At 68.2% G+C, this 21303-nt stretch carries 16 protein-coding genes, 1 tRNA gene and 1 pseudogene; 10 read left to right on the plus strand and 8 right to left on the minus strand.

Going from position 1 to position 21303, the window contains the following annotated elements; all coding sequences use genetic code 11:
- Positions 1–73: 73 nt before the first annotated feature.
- The 4 genes from GXY15_08795 to GXY15_08810 all read right to left on the minus strand — a co-directional run bounded on the left by GXY15_08795 (position 74) and on the right by GXY15_08810 (position 5085).
- Positions 74–1783, minus strand: coding sequence for a 4Fe-4S binding protein (locus GXY15_08795; protein ID NLV41310.1), 1710 nt, complete (start codon positions 1781–1783; stop codon positions 74–76).
- Positions 1780–2700 (minus strand): DUF362 domain-containing protein, encoded by a 921-nt coding sequence (locus tag GXY15_08800; GenBank protein ID NLV41311.1) that lies wholly within the window; start codon positions 2698–2700, stop codon positions 1780–1782. Before GXY15_08800 ends, GXY15_08795 begins: the two co-directional genes overlap by 4 nt.
- A 38-nt stretch (positions 2701–2738) precedes the next feature.
- The gene (locus GXY15_08805; protein ID NLV41312.1) at positions 2739–3830 is read right to left on the minus strand and encodes a hypothetical protein; all 1092 of its coding nucleotides are present in this window, start codon (positions 3828–3830) and stop codon (positions 2739–2741) included.
- A 76-nt stretch (positions 3831–3906) separates the two neighbouring features.
- Positions 3907–5085 (minus strand): Fic family protein, encoded by a 1179-nt coding sequence (locus tag GXY15_08810; GenBank protein ID NLV41313.1) that lies wholly within the window; start codon positions 5083–5085, stop codon positions 3907–3909.
- A gap of 274 nt (positions 5086–5359) precedes the next feature.
- Between GXY15_08810 and GXY15_08815 the strand changes: the two genes are divergently transcribed.
- From GXY15_08815 to GXY15_08830, 4 genes and pseudogenes are all read left to right on the plus strand, one after another.
- A complete protein-coding gene (locus GXY15_08815) occupies positions 5360–8344 on the plus strand; it encodes a DNA polymerase III subunit alpha (protein ID NLV41314.1) in 2985 nt (994 codons plus the stop codon).
- A gap of 73 nt (positions 8345–8417) precedes the next feature.
- Positions 8418–8930 (plus strand): DUF2269 family protein, encoded by a 513-nt coding sequence (locus tag GXY15_08820; protein NLV41315.1) that lies wholly within the window; start codon positions 8418–8420, stop codon positions 8928–8930.
- A 590-nt stretch (positions 8931–9520) separates the two neighbouring features.
- A complete protein-coding gene (locus tag GXY15_08825) occupies positions 9521–9892 on the plus strand; it encodes a hypothetical protein (protein ID NLV41316.1) in 372 nt (123 codons plus the stop codon).
- Positions 9893–9964: 72 nt separating this feature from the next.
- Positions 9965–10276 (plus strand): annotated as a pseudogene (locus GXY15_08830) (DUF1559 domain-containing protein).
- A gap of 743 nt (positions 10277–11019) precedes the next feature.
- Here GXY15_08830 and GXY15_08835 read toward each other — a convergent pair.
- The gene (locus tag GXY15_08835) at positions 11020–11652 is read right to left on the minus strand and encodes a hypothetical protein (protein NLV41317.1); all 633 of its coding nucleotides are present in this window, start codon (positions 11650–11652) and stop codon (positions 11020–11022) included.
- Between the two features lie 3 nt (positions 11653–11655).
- Entirely contained in the window at positions 11656–12981 is a 1326-nt protein-coding gene (locus tag GXY15_08840) for an MFS transporter (protein ID NLV41318.1), read from the minus strand.
- A 338-nt stretch (positions 12982–13319) separates the two neighbouring features.
- Between GXY15_08840 and GXY15_08845 the strand changes: the two genes are divergently transcribed.
- The 4 genes from GXY15_08845 (at position 13320) to GXY15_08860 (ending at position 17094) form a co-directional block, all read left to right on the plus strand.
- Positions 13320–13404: transfer RNA gene (locus tag GXY15_08845), tRNA-Leu, on the plus strand.
- A 32-nt stretch (positions 13405–13436) separates the two neighbouring features.
- On the plus strand, positions 13437–14900 hold the full coding sequence (tig, locus tag GXY15_08850) for a trigger factor (GenBank protein ID NLV41319.1): 1464 nt from the start codon (positions 13437–13439) through the stop codon (positions 14898–14900).
- Positions 14901–14962: 62 nt separating this feature from the next.
- Complete coding sequence (clpP, locus tag GXY15_08855) at positions 14963–15550, plus strand: ATP-dependent Clp endopeptidase proteolytic subunit ClpP (protein NLV41320.1); 588 nt, start codon at positions 14963–14965, stop codon at positions 15548–15550.
- Between the two features lie 896 nt (positions 15551–16446).
- Entirely contained in the window at positions 16447–17094 is a 648-nt protein-coding gene (locus tag GXY15_08860) for a hypothetical protein (GenBank protein NLV41321.1), read from the plus strand.
- A gap of 194 nt (positions 17095–17288) precedes the next feature.
- Here GXY15_08860 and GXY15_08865 read toward each other — a convergent pair whose 3' ends face one another.
- The gene (locus GXY15_08865) at positions 17289–17687 is read right to left on the minus strand and encodes a hypothetical protein (protein ID NLV41322.1); all 399 of its coding nucleotides are present in this window, start codon (positions 17685–17687) and stop codon (positions 17289–17291) included.
- A gap of 39 nt (positions 17688–17726) precedes the next feature.
- Positions 17727–18824: a threonine synthase gene (locus GXY15_08870; GenBank protein ID NLV41323.1), complete on the minus strand. Its 1098-nt coding sequence runs from the start codon at positions 18822–18824 to the stop codon at positions 17727–17729.
- A 205-nt stretch (positions 18825–19029) separates the two neighbouring features.
- On the opposite strand from GXY15_08870, the gene GXY15_08875 reads away from it, so the two are divergent.
- Positions 19030–20034, plus strand: coding sequence for a M28 family peptidase (locus GXY15_08875; protein NLV41324.1), 1005 nt, complete (start codon positions 19030–19032; stop codon positions 20032–20034).
- Positions 20031–21302: a GAF domain-containing protein gene (locus GXY15_08880; protein ID NLV41325.1), complete on the plus strand. Its 1272-nt coding sequence runs from the start codon at positions 20031–20033 to the stop codon at positions 21300–21302. The genes GXY15_08875 and GXY15_08880 overlap by 4 nt, the downstream gene beginning before the upstream one ends.
- The last annotated feature ends 1 nt before the right edge of the window (position 21303 follow it).

The raw sequence follows: 21303 nt of genomic DNA on the forward strand, positions 1-21303 counted from the left end.
GCAGCAAGCTGTCGCACTCCAAGGCGCGCTTTGCGCGCGGAAGGGGCTCTCGGATTGCGCAGGGACCCTGTCTTCAGTACGGGGACGCGTTTCCGGCGCCGGTGGTCTCGCCGCCGCCGTAGGGGCCGGCCGGCGGGGGGGCGGCCTCTGCGGGCGGGGCGGCCGGGGGAATCCCGGGACCGGGCAGAATGGGCTGGTTCTTCGCGTTGCGGGACTCGTTGGCGCTGTAGATCCGGATGGCGGCCTGGTCCTGGAAGAGGCAGGACCATTCGCAGATGCCGCAGCCGGTGCAGAGGTCGGCGTCCACGCGGGGTTGCTTGATGACGCGCTTGGAGCCGTCGCGGAGGGTGACCTCGACGGGGACGACGTAGATGGCCTTGGGGGAGAGGGGGCAGTGCTCTTCGCACACGATGCACTCGCGGCCGTAGGCGTAGGGCAGGCAGCGGGACACGTCGAAGGCGGCCAGGCCGACCTTGACTTTTTTCTTTTCCTCCAGGGGCAGGTGCTCAATGGCGCCGGTGGGGCACACCTGCCCGCAGAGGGTGCATTCCTGGCGGCAGTACCCGATCTTGGCCACCATGCGGGGCGTCCAGAGCCCCTCCAGTCCCGCCTCGAGCGCCGAGGGATGCAGGGCGTTGGTCGGGCACACCCGCATGCACGCCCCGCACTGGATGCAGCGCTGGAGGAATTCGCGTTCGGCGCGGGCTCCGGGCGGGCGCAGCAGGGTGGACGGGAAGGGCTGCTCGCCCCGGGTCTCCGGGGCGATGCGGAACCCGGCGAGGGCCGCCACGCCGCCCACCCCCGCCGCCATGGTGGCGCGGCGCGAGAGGTCCACCCGCCCCGCGGCCGGCGGGGTGAGGGGGGACTCGAGGGCGAAGGCCACGGCGTCGGAGCGGCACTCCGCCGCGCAGTTCCAGCACACAAAGCACTCGGAGGGGAGCCACTTCCCCGGCTCATGGGGCTGGGCGGCGGCGGGGCAGGTTTTCGCGCAGCGCCCGCAGTTGCGGCAGGCATCCTTGTCGTTTTTGAGCCGCAGCGCGGGGCGCCGCGAGAAGAGGCCGAGCAGCCCGCCGAGGGGGCAGACATACCGGCACCAGAAGCGCGGCCGCACGAAATTGAGCGCCACGATCAGGACGAAGAAGGCCAGCACGGGCAGGCCGCCCGCAAAGGTCTGCCGGTTGACGCGGAACACGTCGTCGCGCGCGAAGCGGTAGGCGGGCTCGGTGAGCAGGGTGAGGCGCAGGGGCCCGAGACGCGGGTCGGCGTCGTAGACGGCGTTCGCCCCGTCGGCGACCAGGTACTGCGCGGCGGGGAAGGCGAGGGTGGTCAGGCTGCGGCACATGATCGAAAGGGGATCGAACACGCCCACCCAGTGCCCCCCGAAGAGGGACATGACCAGCAGTGCGGCCAGGAGGAAATACTTGGCGCGTTGCCAGCGCGAGAAGCCCTCCGCGTCGGCCCGGCCGCGTTTCTTGGGGCGGAGACGGGAGGCGATGTGGTGCACCGTGCCGAGCGGGCATATCCAGCCGCAGAACACGCGCCCGAGCAGGGCGGTGGCGGCAAGCGTGAGCAGGGCCAGCAGGGACCCGGCGGCCAGCGACCGCGCGCTCAGCCAGGTGGACAGGGAGATCAGGGGGTCCAGGTCAAAGAACAGCTCCAGGAGTTGCGGCGGGGACTCGCTGAACCCCGTCTCCAGGACCAGCCAGGTGAAGAGCGCCAGAAACACGCCCTGACTCACCCGCCGGAGCGCGCGCATGGGGGACCGGGGGCTCTTCGCCTTCACGAGACTTCAATTTCCCGGGCGGGCAGCTTCCGGTAGTCCATCTCGCCCAGTCCCAGTTTCACCCCCGCCGCGATGGAGCTGATGTCGGCGGGCTTGTAGCCGAGCAGCTCGGCGCCGAAGGCGTCCAGGGCGATGATGTCCGTGCTGGCGGCCACCACGTTGCACCGCTTCACGTCCTTGGGGTCGCCGCCCGTGGGGCCGTTCGCCGTGAGGATGCGGATGCCGTCCAGCACGCTGATGCGCGGCTTGAGGAAGGCCGTCAGGTCCGCGAGGCATCCGGGGATGTTCTGGTGGAACTTCTCGCGGCTTTCAACGACGCCCATGTAGTTCTTCATGGCCAGGGTGACCGTGGACAGCCCGTGGTGCTTGGCCACGGGCACACTGATCAGCAGGTCGCTCTCAACCATCCCCGGCCAGACGGGGATTTCCTTCAGGATCTCCCCGCCGATCTTCATGGAGCGGAACCGGTCGCGGTCCACGTACACCACCTCGGCGCCCGCGTCCTTCGCGGCCGCCTCGATGCCGCTCGCGACGTAGGACTTCTTGGCGTCGTGGCAGGTGTTGTCGCCCACCTTCACCGTCTTCGCCCCGGCTTCCAGGCACATCTTCACCAGCGCCGCCACCAGGTGCGGGTTCGTGTTTGCCGCCAGCTCGGGCGGCTGCTCCCACGCCATGTTCGGCTTGATCCAGACCACGTCGCCCTTCTTGACGAACCTCCCCATGCCGCCGACGGCGTCCAGGGCGGCGCGGGCCAGTTTGGGGGCCATCACGTCGGTCGGCTCGTCCATGACCGGCTCGCCCTTCCAGCGCGCAATCGCCATCGCTGCCGGGGCCTCCTGCGCGCGGGCGAGCCCCGCCGCGAACACCGCCCCGCCCACGGAAGTCCCAATGAACTGACGCCTGGTCTGCTTTGCCATTGCTGCCGTCTCCTGTTGGTTCCAAAGGGTTGACCGTATCATACAATATTCCGGGCTGAACGCAGGGCCGCCGCCCGGTCGAATATCTCCTCCCGGGGGATGCCCGCGACCTCGTACATCGCGAAGATGTTCTCGTCAGGCGTCTCCGGGGGGATGGTATGGGAGGCGGCGAGGATGTAACCGCCGCCGTCGGGGGTCATGTCGGCGATGAGGCGCTCCGTGGCGCGGCGCACCTCGGCGGGGGTGCCGTTGGGCAGGACGCCCTGGGTGTCCACGCCGCCCATGAAGGTGAGGTGCTTTCCGAAGTCGCGCTTGAGGCCCGCGGGCTCCATGCCCGCGCAGGCGCACTGGACGGGATTGAGCACGGACACGCCGATCTCGATGAGGTCGGGGATGATGTCGCGCAGGGCGCCGCAGCAGTGGTGCGCCACGGGCAGGCCGTGGCGCAGGCCCACGTCGGCGGAGCGCTTCAGGTGGGGCTTCACCAGGGCGCGCCAGAGGTCCGGGCTCATCATGAGGGACTGCTGTCCCGCCACATCGTCCCCCAGCCACAGCCAGTCCAGGTCAAACCGCTCGCACGCCGCCGCGGAGAGCATGACGGAGAAGTCGCCGCAGCGCCCCAGCATCGCGTCCGCGAGCTCCGGGTCCGCCGCCATGTCGAGCAGGGCGTCCTCCATCCCGCGCAGGCGCCAGTACATCTCGAACACGCAGGGGGACACGTCCACGCCGATAAAGGCGTCGCCCCGGTCCGCCAGCAGGGGCGCCATCCGGGCGAGCAGAAACTCCAGGTGCTCGGCCGGGAACCGGTAGGCGCGTACTTCCTCCGGGGAACGGCCCGCGAGGGGAAACCCCTCGATCTGGTTGAAGGCTCCCCGTTTCGCCCAGTGGACGCCCCAGAAATCCGTGTGGGCGTCGCCCTCCCGCTCGTGGACGATCCCCTCCATGGCGTAGTTGTTGTTCACCCAGGTCTGACGGATGTCGTTGCCCATGGCCTCGCCCACGAGTGCCGGGGGAATGTTCAACAGCGCGCCCAGCCGCGCCGCCGTGTCCGGATGAAACCACATGAACACGGGAATCCGGTCGGCCGGTTCCCGGCGAAGCGCGGCCATCACCCGTTCACGGGAATTCATGGAAACTCCTTTCCGCCGCCGGTTCTCCCGCCCGCGCGGCGTCCCTATGAAACCAAATTGCCCTGCGGGAAAACAATCAGACCCGGTTTCCGTCTGGCGGCTCCGTGCCCCGGTTCATGATCGTGATGTAGCCCGTGTAGCTGAACAGGCGGTTGCGTTTTTGTGCGGTCAGCTCCCTGACGATGCCGAGCCGCTGCAGGTGGCCGAGCGCCTTGTTGACGGTGGCTGGCGTAAGGCCGGTCCTGGCCGACAAAGAGCCCGAGGTGGCGATGGGGTGCTCCATGAGCGCCCGGTGGATCTGAAAGGCCGACGCCGCCGCCCGGCCCAGACCGCCGATCCGGTCGCGGTCCCGGTTGGACAGGTCGAGAAGCTGCCGCGCCGTTTCCACCGCCTGGCCCGCGGTGACGGTGACCGCCTCGGCGAAGAAGTCCAGCCAGGCCTCCCAGTCCCCGTGCAGGCGCACATGGTCCAGAAGTTCATAGTAGCGCCGGCGGTGCGTCTTGAAATAGAGGCTGAGATAGAGCATCGGCTTCCGAAGCACTTTCTGCTCGCACAGAAGCAGCGTGATCAGCAGACGGCCCAGACGGCCGTTGCCGTCGAGGAACGGATGGATGGTCTCGAACTGCACATGCGCCAGCGCCGCCTTGAGCAGCACCGGGGTCGGCCCGGGCCGGTCATGGAGGAAGAGCTCCAGCCTGCCCATGCACTCCGGCACCGCTTCGGCGGGTGGCGGAACAAAGGCCGCGTTGCCCGGCCGGGTGCCGCCGATCCAGTTCTGGCTGCGCCGGAATTCGCCCGGCGCCTGCGCGCTTCCCCGGCCCCGGGCCAGCAGCACACCGTGTATTTCCCGGAACAGCCGCAGGGACAGCGGCAGGCCGCCCTCCAGCAGGCGCAGGCCGTGATCCAGGGCGGCGACATAGTTGCTGACCTCCCGCACATCATCCAGCGGCACCCCGGGCGCCTGGTCCAGTTCGAACAGCAGCAGGTCCGACAGCGACGACTGGGTCCCCTCGATCATGGAGGAGAGCACCGCCTCCTTGCGGACATACATGTAAAGAAACAGCGACGTGTCCGGAAGCAATGTCGAGACACTGTCCAGCCGCCCCAGCGCCAGCAGCGCCTGGTCGAACTTGCCCCGCAGTTCGGGCGTCCAGAGGATCGGCGGGCGCGGCGGCAGCGGCGCGGGCACAAAGGCCCGGGCCTTTTCGCCCACCGTGCAGATGGTCACATATCCGCCTTGAAGACCCCGTTTCATCGCGTGTTCCTCGAACCTAAAATAAGCCACCCCGTTATTTTACCATAAAGACTTATCCTATAATAGGAGAAAGAAGGGGGGCGGGAGGAGATGGGAGGTGTGGGAAGGAGGGGAAGTATAAGGAGGATGGGAGGAGAGTCACCGGAGTATCGTTCCCAAGAGGGCGGCTCCCTCGGCAAACCCGGTCATTCCCAGCCTCCCATACCTCCCCTACTTCCCATAATTCCCATCCCCCGCCTTGAAAAGCTGAATATATTTTCAGTATCCTGAGGGCATGATACCCCTGCATGTCCACAGTCATTATTCCCTCTGCGAGGGGCTGGCCGCGCCGCGCCAACTGGTGGCGCGGGCGGTGGAGCATGGCATGAAGGCCCTCGCCCTCACGGATACCGGGGGACTGTACGGCACGGTTCCTTTCTACCAGGCGGCGCGGGAGGCTGGGGTGCGGCCCCTGCTGGGCGCGCACCTGGGGGCTTGCGTGGTGCTGGCGCGGGACCGGCAGGGCTATGCGGACCTGTGCGCCCTGGTGACGGCGGCGCATCTGGACGGCGCGGCATGGCTGGAGCCCTGGCCGGAGGCGGTGGACCCGTCCCGCCTGTTCCTCCTGTGCGCGGACCCAGCGCTGCTGCGGCGGCTGGTCCGGCGGGGGCTGTCCCCCCTGGCGGCGGTGGAGCATTACGGGGATGCGGCCTCGCATGGCCGCGCGGGGGCGATGGTGGCGCTGGCGAAGCGGCTGGGCGTGCCCGCCGTCGCCGTGGCGCCGGTGCATTTCGCGGACCCGTCCCACCACGCGGCGCACCGGGTGCTGGCGGCGATCCGGCACAACACCCTGCTGGACACGCTGCGTCCGGAGGACGCCGCGCCGCCCGGGGCGTGGTTTCGGTCGCCACGCCAACTGGAGCGGCTCTTTGCGCTCTGGCCGGAGACGCTGGACAACGCCCTCTGGGTGGCCGGGGAGTGCGATGTGGAACTGGAGCTGGGCCGTCCCCTGTTCCCGGCCTTTCCCCTGCCGCCGGGGGAGACGCCGGAAAGCCGCCTCGAGCGGCTCACCTTCGAGGGGCTGCGGCGGCGCTACCCCCGGGTGCGGCGCGCGGCGGTGCGGCGCGCGCGGCACGAGTTGGACATCATCGCCCGGACGGGCTTCGCCTCTTATTTTCTCATTGTGGAGGAACTGGCGGCTTTTGCGCGGTCGCGGGACATTCCGGTGGTGGGGCGCGGGTCGGCGGGAAACAGCCTGGTGGCCCACGCGCTGGGCATGACCCGCTGCGACCCCCTGCGCTACGGTCTCTATTTCGAGCGGTTTCTGAACCCCGGCCGGTCCGACTGCCCGGACATAGACCTGGACTTCTGCTGGCGGCGGCGCGACGAGGTCATCGCCCATGTCTATGAGGTCTACGGCGCCGACCGCACCGCCATGATCGGCACCTTCAACACCTTCCGGGGCCGGGCGGCGGCGCGGGACATCGGCCGGGTCTTCGGCTATCCGGAGGAGGAACTGGGCCGCATGACGCGCCTGCTGCCGCATGTCGGCGCGGGGGACCTGCGGACGGCCCTGCGCACGCCGGAATGCCGCGCCCTCCATCTGGCCGAGGGCCCCCTGCGGGAGCTGTTGGACCTGTGCGCCGCCCTGGACGGGTGCCCCCGCCACATGTCCGTCCACGCGGGCGGCGTGGTGGTCGCGCCCGACGCCCTCACCCGGCATCTGGCCCTGCGGCGGGCCGCCAAGGGGATCGTTGTCACGCAGGGCGACATGCACGCCGTGGAGGCCCTGGGGCTGGTCAAGATGGACCTTCTCGGCAACCGCGCCCTCAGCGTGCTCCACGACACCGCGGCGGCGGTCCGCGCGCGCCGCGCGCCGGCGTTCGACATCGAGACCGTGCCCTGCGACGACCCCGCCACCGCCGAAACCCTCCGGACGGGGCGCACCCTCGGCTGTTTCCAGATCGAGTCGCCCGCCATGCGCGGGCTCCTGCGCCGGGTGGCGGCGGGCGACACCAACGCCGTCATCCAGAGCATCGCCCTCGTGCGGCCCGGCGCCTCGGGCAGCGGCATGAAGCAGCACTTCATAGACCGCCGCCTTGGCCGGGAGTCCGTGGCCTACGAGCATCCCGCCCTGGAGGCGGTGCTTGGCGAGACCCACGGCGTCATGATCTACCAGGAGGATGTGCTCAAGGTCGCCCATGCCGTCGCCGGGATGGACTTGGCGGAGGCCGACGCCCTCCGCCGCGCCATGGGCAAGAAACGCGGCCCCCACGAGATGGCCCGGCACATGCGCCGCTTCCTGGAGATGGCGGAGGCAAACGGCGTGGACGGGGCGCGGGCCCGGCGCATCTGGGAACTCATCGCCCAGTTCGCGTCCTACGCCTACTGCAAGGCCCACGCCGCCGCCTACGGCGAGCTGGCCTGGCAGGCCGCCTACCTCAAGACCCATTTTCCCGCCGAATTCTTCGCCGCCGTCCTCGCGAACCGGGGGGGATTCTACGCCCCGGCGGTCTACGCGGAGGAGGCCAAACGGTGCGGGGTAATCCTGCTCCCGCCGGACATCAACCAAAGCGGGGCGGTGTGCGCCGCCGAGGGCGCGTCCCTGCGGGTGGGCCTGCTGGAGATCAAGGGGTTGGGCCGGGAGACCATCGCCCGGCTGCTGGCGGCGCGGGACGCGGACGGCCCCTTCGTCTCGGAGGGGGACTTTGGGGCGCGGGTGCCCGCCGCCCGCGACGAGCGCGAGGCCCTGTCCCGCGCCGGCGCGTTTGACGCGCTGGATCCCGCCGCCTCCGGACCGGCGCCGCTTTCCTCGTCCGTCCGGGAACACGGGGGTCAGGGAACCCTTTGGGGGACAGGCACGGTGGCCCCGGCGCGGCCCCGGCGTTCCGAACGGGGCCGCGCCGATGACGAGCGGGAGGTGCTGGAGATTTTCCTGCGGGGGCATCCCCTCCGGGAGGCCGCGCCTTGGCTGCAGGACCGCTGTCTCACCCCGAGCGCCCTCCTGGACCGCTATGCGGGCCGGACCGTGGTGCTGGCGGGATGGCCCGTGGCCGAACGGCGGCTCGCCGTGCGCACGGGCACCGACGGCTGCATGAAGTTCATCAGCCTCGACGACGGCTGGGGCGTCTGCGAGACCGTTCTCTTTCCCGAGACCTACCGGCGGCTCGGGGCTGTCCTCGCGGCGGGCGGTCCCTGGGTGGTCACGGGCAGGGTGGAGGCCGATGACGGCAACCCCGTCCTGGTGGTCGAGGGCATGGAATGCGCGCGGCGCCGGTAGGCATTGTTCCCGGCCCCGGGCCGATTTAAGGTATCCTGCCGTCCAAGACCCCAGGCATTTTGGAGGACAGGCAATGAAAAGACTCGGGCCCGGCGGGGTCAAATGGCTCAAGACGCTGCATCTGCTGGCCGTGTGCTGCTGGATCGGGGGCGCCGTGTCCCTGCTGGTGCTGCACGGGGGCAGGGAGGCCCTGGACGGCGGCGCGCTGTACGGCGTCAACCACAGCATGCACCGGGTGGACATGGCCGTGGTCGTGGTTCCCGGGGCGTTTGGCTGCCTGGTCACCGGACTTCTGTACAGCCTTTTCACGAACTGGGGCTTCTTCCGGCACGGGTGGCTGATTTTCAAGTGGGTCGCCACCGTGGGGGCGATTCTTTTCGGGACCTTCTTCCTCGGACCCTGGGAGACCCGGATGCTCGACCTTTCCCGCGACCTCGGTCTCGCCGCGCTGGAAAACGCAGAATACCTGCGCAGCGCGCGGCTGAACCTCGGCTTCGGCATGGCCCAGGTGGCCCTGCTGGCGGTCATGGTCTGGCTGTCGGTGTTCAAGCCCTGGGGCCGAAAAAAGGGAAGCGGCCGCGCCTGAACGGTGTTACTCTCAGGGCAATCGCACTAAAATCCGTGGGGGCTTTCTGGATGGAGTCCGGTAATTGCCCGTTGTACGACCGCTTCAACGCTGAAAGCGTTGCCGAATATAGCCCAGGCCAGGCCGCCGCCCGAAGGGCCAGGCCTGGCCTGGGTTACCGGGAAAGAAGGATCATGCCCCAACGGGGCAGCCGAAATTGCAGCGGGCACCCAAAGACAAGGCAGGCGGGACGCCTGCGGTGCGAAGAAGACCTCCGGGGCGCGGTTCCGTACCGCAGGCGTCCCGCCTGCCGTGTCTTCTTCCCGGCGCGCAAATTTCGGATGCCCTTTCAGGGCAAAAAGTGCTTTGGGACGTGCAACCCAGGACAGGCCTGGCCCTTCGGGCGGCGGCCTGGCCTGGGCTATATGCGGATGTCCCGTTGGGACAACAAAGACAGAATCGCATAACCGAGAGAGGTTCATGCCGCCCACAGGCGTTTCTCGAGGGGCTTTTTAGTGTGATTGCCCTGGTGTTGCGATGGACAAGGACCCGGCGGAGGCGGGTATAATGACGGAAGTGATTTCTGACAGGACGTGACGGCGGGTGGCCAAATGAAGACATTGCGGCACAGCATGGGGGTGATTCGGGACCGGCGCTTCCGGTGCCGGGCGCTGCTGTCGCTGGGAGTGTGCTTCGTGGCGGTGTTCGGCCACAGCCACCATCTCACCCATGACTATTGCGGGCTGGCGGCCTGCCACCATGCGGAGCATCTGGAGGCCGCCCCCGATCCCCATGTGGGGGATGCCTGCCCGCACTGCACCCCCGCCCATCCGCCCTGCCCCCAGACCCTGCCTGAGTTTGCGGCGGACCAGGACCTGCCCCCCTGTGTTTTCGCCGCGGAGCCCCCCGTGGGGACCATTCGCCCCCATGGCAGGGAGTCCATCCCGCCCGACCGGCCCCGTGGCCCCCCTTCCGGCTGCTGAGACGCGTTTTTTCACCCCCCGTTCATTCATGGGAGGGTCGTGTCTTCATGCAACCGAAAGGAATTCATCCCCATGCGGAAAAAAGGCTTCACTTTGATTGAACTGCTGGTGGTCATCGCCATCATCGGCATCCTGGCGGCGATCCTGCTGCCCGCGCTGGCGCGCGCCCGCGAGGCGGCCCGGCGCGCCTCGTGCCAGAACAACCTGAAACAGCTCGGTCTCGTGCTCAAGATGTATTCCGGTGAGAGCGAGGGCGCGCGCTTTCCGCCGGTCAAGACGCTGAACTGCGACGGGTCGGTGGTCACCCGGCTGACCACCATGGCCGACATGGCGACGGCGTACCCCGAGTACCTGTCGGATCTCGCGGTGCTGGTGTGTCCCAGCGCGGCGCAAAACGGCTCCCCGGTCCAGATATGGGACCAGGGAAACACCATCTCCACCAACTACCGGGAGGCGCTGGCGGACGGGCGCATGACCATCAACGGGGTTTCCGTGCACAACAACGGCGCCGTGGAGCCCTGCGAGGTCTACGACCACCCCTACACCTACCTCGGCTGGACGGTTGTCCCCGCGTGGTTTCAGGCCGACATGGACTTCGAGGTGTTCCATGACGCGGTGAACTCGAAGGCCGCCGAGATCACCGGCGCGCCCACCCCCGCGCTGGCCGTGGAGGCCGCCGACGAGGACTGGGAGTTCCGCGACCACATCCACGGCGCGAAGGCCGCCAAGCAGGCCCCGGAGGACAGCGTCATGGCGCGGCAGGGCGTGGCCTGGCGCCTGCGCGAGGGCATCGAGCGGTTCATGATCACGGACATCAACAACGCCGCCGCCAGCGCGCAGGCCCAGTCGGAGATTCCCGTCTTCTGGGATGCCATCTCGGACAACGCCGACGAGGCGTTCAACCACATCCCCGGCGGGTCCAACGTGCTGTACATGGACGGCCACGCCGCGTTCCAGCGCTACATTCCCGACAGCCACGGCGAGTACAACCGGGGGAACGGGTTCCCCGTGAACGGCGGCGGGCTCATCCTCCACGAAGCCAGCCACGGGCTCGAAATCCACTAGAACGCAAACCGCCGGGGAGCGGCGCAACCGGCCGCTCCCCGGCGGAAAGTTTCTTTCGGCGTTCAGACGGCGCGGTTTGCGCATCCGTCGCGCCGCAGGCGGGCGAAGCACACGGCGGAGACGCACAGCTCGCCGAAGACGAGGACGGCGGCGCAGGGACCGAGGGTGGCGTAGTCGTAGAGCACCTCCTCCGGGATGCCGAACCACCCGCCCACCGTGGCGAAGGCGAGCAGGTCGTAGCCCGCCTTGAAGGGCTGGGTGTACCCCTGGGTGATGATGCCGCACCACGCGATGTCGTGGATGTTCGACGCGGCGCAGCCCAGCCCGAAGCCCGCCAGCATGACCAGCGCGAGGTCGGAAATGCGGGTGCGCTCGCCGCGCACGCCCCGGGCCAGCGCCCACACGCCCCCCGTGAGCAGGGGGATCGTCAGCGGGATGCCCAGGAACGAGGACAGCATGAAGAGCCAGTCAATGGCCTCCTTGGACAGGTTCAGCCGGGGGCTGTCCACAAAGGTGAGGCACACGCCCATGGTGACCACCCAGAGGACGGTGAACACATGGAACACGGGCATGGACGCGACGGTGCGGCCCTTGCGCGCGGGGAGGGCCCACGCGGCGGCGGACACGGCGGCGAAGAACGCGAGAAAGGCCAGGCACAGCGGCCAGGTCAGGACGAACCCCTTCAGAAACAGCATCTTCTATTCCTCCCGTTTGGCCGCTTTCCGGTGGGCGCGCCGGTAGCTCCATGACACGACCAGCATCATGACCGCCAGCATCACACTCATCGAAAGGGCGAGAATGTTCGTGTTGCGGATGCCCTCGTTCACATCCCCGCGCATCAGCCAGCCGATGACCTGCTCCTGCACCACCGGGCCAATGCTGCCGATGCCGTTCACGAGCCCGGCCACGGCCACGGCGTTCGCCCCGCCGGCCACGGAGATGGCGGCCGCGCCCGTCAGCAGGCTGTCGGGTCCGTAGACCATGAACCCGACAAACCCGAAGCACAGGGCGATGGTGAGCGGGTTGGTGCCCGCGTACATGACGGCGATGTATCCGAGGATGGCGCCGACGGACATGGTGAAGCAGAGCATGGGCCAGTTGCCCCGGAACCACTTGTCCAGGGCATACCCGGCGACGATGGTGCCCCCGATGCCCGCCCAGTCGAAGATGGTGGAGTAGTAGCTGGCCTGGTCCACGGCCAGCCCCTGGAGGTTGAGGAAGGCCGGCAGCCAGGAGTCGAGGGCGTAGCGCAGAAACTTCACGCAGAAATAGCTGCACCCCATGATGAGGATGAGGGGGTTGAAGGCCACCTTGAGGTACTCCGAGAGGGACACATGCTCCTCCTCGGAGGACTGCACGGCCCGGTTCGCCTCGCGCGACGCGTCCACGATGGGCGGCAGCCCCACGTCCTCCGGCTTGTCCCGCTGCCAGAAGAACAGGAGCCACCACACGGCCAGGGTGAGGGCGCTCATGCCGAAGAAGGCCCAGCGCCACCCCGCGTGCCAAAGCAGCAGCCCCCCCGCATACTTGAAGAGCAGGTTCCCGACGATGTGGTTTGTCGTCCAGATGCCCATCACCGTGCCGCGCTCCTTCTCGCGCAGCCACCGGGAGACCCCGCCCACGGCGCCCGGCCAGCCGCTGGCCTGCACCAGCCCGTTGATGAACATGAACACCATGAAGGTGGCGAAGGAGTTGGCGAAGCCGAAGACGGTGTTGCACACGATGGAGACGCCCAGCCCCCCCAGCATGATGACCCGGGGACCCCACTTGCGGCCCACAAAGCTGTTGATGAACTGCCCGAGCATGTAGGCGAACAGGAAGGCGGTCCAGATGTGGGCCGTGTCGCTGACCTCCCAGTTCATCTGCGCGGCGATGGAGGTCTTGCAGATGGTGAAGACCTTGCGGGTGAGGTAGTAGCCGGCATAGCCGGTGTAGGTGGCGATGAGGATGCGCCAGCGCCATTTCCACTGCTCGGAGGTCAGGGGGGGCATTTCGGCGCTCTCGGGACCGGGTACTGCGGGCATGATGTGGTTCCTTCCGGGCGCACAGTCTGCCATACCTCACCGGGGAAAACAACCCGCCCCCATCGCCCGGAGGCCCGGGCACCGGACGAAGGGCGGTGTTCCGCACCTTTGTTTCCGATCCACGCGGGGGGCTTCTGCCGGGCAAAGCGTATGCCGGACAAAGGGTTCCGAAATGCCCGGAATCCGGGCATTCCTTGACACACGGGGCCTTTTTCTGTCATAGTACCCGGCACTGCGGACCCTGCCTTTGCGTTTCCGGGAGATGCGTTTCATCCAAACTAGGCTCCGGCGGGCATGTTTCCGCGTTTTTCCCGTGTTTTGCACAAATGAGACGGCCCGGGCGAGTGGCGGAACTGGCAGACGCGCTGGATTTAGGTTCCAGTGCCGAAAGGTGTGCGGGTTCAAGTCCCGCCTCGCCCACCAGATGAAGAACAACTTGGAGCGGATCCCCCACAATGAGCGACATGGACAGCAAGAACGACGCCCTGGAAAACAACGAAGCCGCGGTCGAGCCCGAAGGGAAGACGGTCGCCGCTCCGGAGGAGACGGACGAGGTTTCCGGCGCGGAGGGGCAGGAGGAGGAGAAGTTCGTTTTCACCGTGGCCCCGGTCTTTGACCTTCAGTACAAGGGCGACTGCGCCTACGAGGTCAAGATCACCGTCGCCGCGGCGAACCTGGAGAAGGAGACCACCACCCAGTTCGACGAGCTGATGGAGATGGTGGAGCTTCCCGGTTTCCGCAAGGGCAAGGCCCCGCTGAAGCTGCTGCAGAACAAGTTCGGCCGCAACGTGAAGGCCGAGGTGGTCGGCAAGCTGGTGGAGGAGTCCTTCAAGAAGCTCGTGGAGGACGAGAAGCTCCGCGTCTGGCAGACCCCGCAGGTCGAGAAACTGGAGGAGCTCATCGAGGGGCTCAAGGAGGGCGACGACCTCGTCTTCTCCCTCTCCTTCGACGTGGCCCCGCGCTGCGACCTGGGCAACTACCGCGGCCTGGAGGTGGAGAAGCCCGTCGTCACCGTGACGGACGAGGAGCTGGCGCAGGCCATGGACAGCGCGCGCGAGCGCATGCTCACCTTCGTGAGCGTCGAGGACGCCGTGCAGGCGGAGGACCAGGCGCTCATCACCTTCGAGGGAACCATTGACGGCGCGGCCTTCGAGGGCAACACGGCCGAGAACTACCCCTACATGATGGGCTCCGGGCGCCTGCCCGAGTTCGAGGGGGCGCTGCTCGGGAAAAAGGCCGGCGACACCGCCGAGGCCGACGTCGCCTTCGGCGATGACTGGCACAACAAGGACCTGGCCGGCAAGACCGCCCGCTTCACCATCACAGTGAACGAGGTCAAGCGCCGCCAGCTGCCGGAGATCACCGAAGACCTGGCCAAGGAACTCGGCTATGAGTCCCTTGAGGCCTGGACCACAAGCACCCGCGAGCGCCTCCAGCGCGCGAACGACGACTACTCCCTGCGCCTCGCCCGCGAGGACGCCCTCCAGAAGATCGTCGCCGCGTCCACCTTCGAGGTCTCCAAGGCCATGCTGGACGAGATGGTCCGCGACGTCCTCAACAACAAGCGCCTGAGCCGCGAAGTCCTTGAGGACGACGCCGCGATGGAGAAGGAGCGCGGGGAGGCCCGCGAGGAGGCCATGAACGAGATCCGCCGCTTCTCCGTCATCCAGGAGATCGCCGACACCGAGGGCGTCGAGGTGACCGCCGAGGACTTCGAGAAGGAGGCCGCCACCGTCGGCGCCTCCCTCAACCTGCCCACCGAGGCCGTCCTCTCCTACTACCAGCGCGAGGGCCAGATGTCCGACCTGTACTCCCGTCTCATGAAGGAAAAGGTCCTGAACACCGTCCTGGAGCACGCCAAGATCATCGCGACGGAGCTCAAGGACGACGACAAGGCCGGGGAGACGGAGGAAGCATGAGCGAGACGCGCCCCCACATCGCCGGAACGCCCCCCTGGGGCGGCGCGCCGGTGGACCCGCAGATGGTCACCATCTACCAGCAGACCAGCCGCGGCGAGCGCGTCTATGACATCTACTCCCGCCTGCTGGAGGACCGCATCGTCTTCCTCGGCATGCCCGTGACCGACGACGTGGCCAACTACATCATCGCCCAGCTTCTCTTCCTCGAGGCCGAGGATCCGGAGAAGGACATCAACCTCTACATCAACTCGCCGGGAGGCAGCGTGACCGCCGGCCTCGCCATCTACGACACCATGCAGTTCATCCGGCCCGACGTGGCGACCATCTGCCTCGGCCAGGCCGCCAGCATGGGCGCCGTCCTCATGGCCGCCGGCGCCAAAGGCAAGCGCTTCGCCCTCCCCTACTCCCGCTTCCTGCTCCACCAGCTCATGGGCGGCGTGCGCGGCCAGGCCACGGACATCGAGATCCAGGCCCGCGAAATCGTCCGCATCGGCGAGATGGTGGACGAGATCCTCGTCAAGCACACCGGGCGGACCGTCGAGGACATCCGCCACGACAGCGACCGCGACTTCTTCATGAGCGCCGAGGAGGCAAAGACCTACGGCCTCGTGGACGCCGTCCTCACCCGCCACCCCGCCGCCGCGAAGTAACGCCAAAGACAACGCGAACGCCCCGCGCCCACCCGGCGCGGGGCGTTGCTGTTTCCACCAAGAATCTCCGCCATGCCCCGGCGTGCCCCCCCCTGGGACCGCCAGGCTCCAGCCTGGCCCCGCGCGCCCAAGCGCGCGTCCCCTTTTCTTCCTTCGCGCGTTCCCAAGTTTTACTTGGGAATGCGCTTGCCAGCGAAGCTCCGCTTCGCGCCTCCTGAGGGTGAGGAAAGGACCGGGGTGTCCGCCGCAGACAGCGGCCACAGGATGAGCGGATATATCCTGCGCCAGAGAGAGGCGCAGAAAGGGGCGGTTTTCCCCGGAAAACCTGTCCTGCCACAACCCCGCGCGGGCAAGCCCGCACGAAGAAAGGCGGCAGCAAGCTGCCGCACTCCAAGGCGCTGCGCGCTGTGCGGACCCGGGGCTGCGGGAGGGCCGGAAACGTGGACGCGTCCTCTTGGCGCGTTCTTCGGGTCAACGAAAAACCCCTCGAACACGTCCGCGGCCGTTGCTGATCCGGCGATTTCCCTGATCGCCGGATGAGGCATCGCGAGAACCGAATCCGTCGCGGGAACGAGATTGCCGCGCTTCGCTCGCAATGACGGGAAAACACGCGTCACTGCAATGACGGGAAAACGCGCGTCATTGCGAGGCGGCCGCCCCGGGCCGCCGCGGCAATCTCTTGTCGGAAGACCTCAGGTTCTCCACACCTCATGGGTGATCACGCCCCTTTCCCACCGCCGCCGCTTTCAGCGTGAACCCCCAAGGTGTGCCTTCCCTCGAACACGTCCGCGGCCGTTGCTGATCCGGCGATTCGGGTGATGTGGAAGGAGGCGGAGCGGTGCGCTTACACTGTGACGCTGTGGTTTCCTGCGGCCTTAGACAGGGAGGTGTGTTCGATGCGTCTGTCGAAGAAGAGCATCCTTTTGGGTGTGCTGCTCGCGCTCCTGCTGGTGGGGGGCGGGGTGGTCTGGCGGGTCGGCTTCCACAACGGGGGGCTGAACCGCGATTTTGACCCGTCGCTACTGGCGGCGTCGGAGACGCGGATGTGGCAGGCCTATTACACGCGTAACCACACCGACCTGGCGATGGAGATGGCGGCGCTCCTGCGGGAGCAGATGGGTGTCTCCCTGTGGACCGCCCGGGAGATCATCGAGCCCATGGCACGGGGGGCCATGATCTTCGCGGGAGACCGCGAGGGACGCCGCGAGGCGGAGGTGCTGTCGGAACTGGAAACGGCCTACGCCCGCCTCGGGGAGGCCGCCGGCGAAGACTGGGACCCCCGGGCGGCCGCCCGGGCCGAGCTGGCCTGGTGGGTCGCCCGCCGCACCCCGGGACAGGACAGCCCGGAACAGGTGGGCGCCCTGATCGCGGCGCTCTACGCCCTCCTCTACGGCGGCAGCAACGCGGAAGTCCAGCAGGCGGGCGTCCTCCGCGCGCGGGCGGCCGCCCTCCGCGACGCGGGCGGCCCAAACGCCGACTGGCCCGCCGTCGAAAGACTGCTGAAAGCCTCCTATGCCGCCCTCCGCCGGGGGGTGGAACGGTAGCATCGGTCGGGAATGCCCTTCACCTGTGCGGAAGAAGACCGGATGCACGGCACCGAGGTGGCACGGGCTTCCAGCCCGTGTTTCTTGGGCTGCATCCATGACCCAAGACACGGGCTGGAAGCCCGTGCCACCTCGGTGCCCGCGCTCGACGTCCTCTCGAGAAGATCAAATCTCAACCCGGGATTGCCCCACCGCTACCGGCCGGGCTCCTGCCAGGCCAGCTCGCGGATGCCGGGGTCTGACGTGAGGATTTCGTCCAGGACCGCAACCAGCCGTCCCAGCGGTTCGGTGAAGTCCACCTTGCGGAAAAGTTTCCGGACCACCGGCGTTGCGGGTTCGGTGAAGCAGAGGAATTCATCGTCATCGTCGTTGTGGTGCCCGCAGCAGACGGCGAGCCGGGTGCCGTTGACGGTGACGGGCAGGTAGCACCCCCAGTCCTCGGTCACATAGCCGTCGGTGCCGATGCCCCGCTCCCCGAGTTTTTCCACGAGATACTCCGCGAGGCGTTTCCCCCAGAGACCGGGGTTGATCTCCTCCTCCTCGCCGTCATAGGGCGGGAAGGCGCCGGAACGGAACGTGACCTGCGTTTTCATAGACCTCTCCTCCAAAAGGTGTCCGAAACCGTGGAAGCGTCACACCCCGGCGGGGGCGGTGTATCCGAGGATCTCGAGGATGGCCTCCTCGACGGCGTCCACGGTGTAGGGCTGCTGGGCGGAGGCGATGGCGCTGTCCGGATCCTTGAGGCCGTGGCCGGTGAGGATGCAGACGAGGCGGATGCGGTCGCCGGTGCGGGGGGTGACGGCGTCGAAGTAGCCCTGCTTGGCGAGTTTGATGACGCCGGCGACGCTGGCGGCGCTGGCGGGCTCGCAGAAGACGCCCTCGGTGCGTGCGAGGAGGCTGTAGGCCTCGCGGATCTCGTCGTCCGTGACCATGTCAATGAGCCCGCCGGACTCGTCGCGGGCGGCGACGGCGGAGGCCCAGCTGGCGGGGTTGCCGATGCGGATGGCGGTGGCGTAGGTCTGGGGCTGCTCCACGGGGTGGCCGAGGACGATGGGCGCGGAGCCCGCCGCCTGGAACCCGAGCATCTTCGGCAGGCTGTCGCTCTTGCCGCAGGCGTTGTACTCCCTGTACCCCTTCCAGTAGGCGGTGATGTTGCCCGCGTTGCCGACGGGCATGGCCTGGAAGTCCGGGGCGACGCCGTCGAAGTCGTCGAGGATCTCGAAGGCGCCGGACTTCTGCCCCTCGATGCGGTAGGGGTTGACGGAGTTCACGAGGGCGATGGGGAAGTGGTCGCAGATTTTTCGGACGAGGTTGAGGGCGTCGTCGAAGTTGCCCTTGATCTGGATGACCTTCGCGCCGTGGACCATGGCCTGGGAGAGCTTGCCGAAGGCGATCTTGCCCTCGGGGATGAGGACGGCGCACTGGATGCCCGCGCGGGCGGCGTAGGCCGCCGCGGAGGCGGAGGTGTTGCCCGTGGACGCGCACATGACGACCTCGTACTTCTCCTCCACGGCCTTGGTGATGGCCATGGTCATGCCGCGGTCCTTGAAGGACCCGGTGGGGTTGAGCCCCTCGTACTTCAGGTGGATCTCCAGGCGGGGATGGATGGCGGCGCTCAGGGAGCGCGCGGCGACCAGCGGGGTGGACCCCTCGTTCAGCGTGATGACGCGGGTGTCGGAGGACACCGGCATGTGGCTTCTGTACCGCTCGATGATGCCCGGGTTGCGCATGGCTGAATGATCCCCGCGTTGGCGGCGCACCACGCCGCCCCTGACGACCGAAACCCCGCGCCGGGACACCCCCGGCGACCGGACGGTAGCATAGCATCCGGAAACGCCGCGTTTCACGCCGCTGGACTCCGGAGGGGGCGGGGCGGTAGGCTGTTGCGGAGGGGCCCCCGTGCGGGGGCCGCCGAAAACCACGGGGAACCGGACGATGAACCAGAACGGCCCGCCGGCGATTAAGTTCATCGCCGTCTTTGGGATCGGCATCTTCGTGCTGCTGTGGGCGGTGTCCGCCATGCTCCGCCAGGCGGTGCAGCCGGCGGAGAAGCAGCTGGTGGCCGTCGCGGAATCGCATTCGCCCTTCGACCAGCAGCGGGCCTGGGCCGGCCTGGAGCACGTGGTCGGGCTGGGGCCGCGTCCGGCGGGGTCGGAGGCCGCCGGGGCGCTGCGCGAACACCTGCGCAAGGAGCTGCTGACGGCGGGGCTGGTGGTGCGGGAGCAGGCCGTGGACGCCGCCGGGCCGGAGGGCCCTGTCCGCCTGGTGAACCTGTTTGCCGAGTGCCGGGGCGACCTGGACGGCGTCATCGTGCTGGCGGGCCACTACGACACCCGCCATTTTGACGACTTCCCCTTTGTCGGGGCGAACGGGGGCGGCGCGGAGACGGCCTGGCTGCTGGAAATGGCGCGCGCACTGGGCCCGGAACGGAAAGGCTGCTCGGTGTGGCTGGTATGGCTGGACGGCGAGGAACTGCCGGAAGAGGCCCCTCCAGAGAACGGTCCGCCCGGGGGCAGGGCCTTTGCGGACCATCTGCGGGAAGTGGGCATGTTTGAAAAAGTGGCGGCGGTTGTCATGGTGGACGGGATTGGCGACGCCTATCTGGGGGTCCCGCGCGACCCCGGCGCGCCCCGCTGGCTGGGAAACGCGGTGTGGCGGACGGCCCTTCGGCTGGGCTACGGCGCCCACTTCCTTCATCAGGAACGGCCCGCAGGGGGAAGCCTGCTTTCGTTCCGCGGGGCGGGCCTGCCCGCCCTGGGGGTGGCTGACCTGTCCTACGGGGGGTCGCTGACCTCCGACCAGCGCCTGCGGCACACGGCGGAGGACACCCTGGACCGGGTGCGCGCGGAGAGTTTGAAGGCCGTCGGCGATGTCCTTTATCATGCTCTCAGTGCGGTGGATGAGGACTGGAAACGCCGGCGACCCCCGGGAGCGCAATGAGCACACCCCTTCAAGAAGGTTTTCCCTGGCTGGACGGCGCCTCGCATGAGGACATGCGGCGCGCCGTGGGGGCCCTGTACCGCGTGCATTCCCTGCTGGGGGCCATCACGGACCCCGACGCCCTGCTGGTCCGCATCAGCGAGGAGAGCCGCACCGTGGCCTCGGCCGAGGCGGCCTCCGTCATGCTCTACGACGCGGAGACGGACGAGCTGTATTTCCAGGTGGCCCTGGGCGACAGCGGCGACCAGGACGCCCTCAAGCGCGAGGTGCGCCTGAAAATGGGCCAGGGCATCGCCGGGCTCGCCGCGCAGACCCGCCGCGCGGTCTCGGTGCCGGACGTCACCAAAGACCCCCGCTTCTTCAGCGACGCGGACGCGGCCTCGCGTTTCCAGACCCGCAGCCTGCTGGCCGTGCCCATGATGGACCGCGACCGGCTCATCGGCGTGCTGGAGGTGGTGAACAAGGTGGGCGGAGACGCGTTCTCCGAGATGGACGAGCATGTGATGGCCATGTTCTCCAACGTGGCGGCGACCGCCATGGTCAACGCGCGCCTCATCGGCCAGCAGATCCGCAACGAGCGTCTCGCCGCCATCGGCGAGGCCATCGCGGGCCTCACCCACCACATCAAGAACATCATCACCGGCCTGGGCAGCAGCACGGAGCTCATCCAGATGGCCCTGGACCGGGAAAACACGGAGATGGCCCTGCGCACCTGGCCCGTCCTCAAGCGGAATGTGGCGCGCATGTCCTGTTTCGTGCAGGACATGCTGGCCTTCGCCAAACCCCGCGTCCCCGTGCGGCGCCCCGCCGACCTGTCGGCCCTCGTCCGCGACGCCGCCCAGTCGGTCAAAGACGCCCTGACCGCGCGGAACGCCGCGCTGGAACTCGACCTGGAGGGGGTTTCCGGTCCGGTCTCCGTTGACGAGGACGGCATCTTCCGCTGCCTGCTGAACCTCCTTCAAAACGCCGTGGAGGCGCTGCCGGAGACGGGCGGGCGGGTGTCTGTCACCGCGTCCGTCACCCCGTGCGGCGCCCTGGAAATCCTGGTGGCGGACAACGGCCCGGGCGTGCCGCCGGAGATCCGGAAGAACCTCTTCCAGCCGTTTTTCTCGACCAAGGGCGGGCGGGGCACCGGACTCGGCCTCGCCACGTCCGAGAAGATCGTCAAGGAGCACGGGGGCAGCCTGGTGCTGGCCCCCTCCGTGTCCGGGGCATGCTTCCGCATGCTGGTCCCCGACGCCGCGGTCAAGAGCGAAGACAGGGAGTGAG

It is taken from the genome of Candidatus Hydrogenedentota bacterium (genome assembly GCA_012730045.1).
In the GTDB taxonomy this organism is placed as follows: Bacteria; Hydrogenedentota; Hydrogenedentia; order Hydrogenedentales; family CAITNO01; genus JAAYBR01.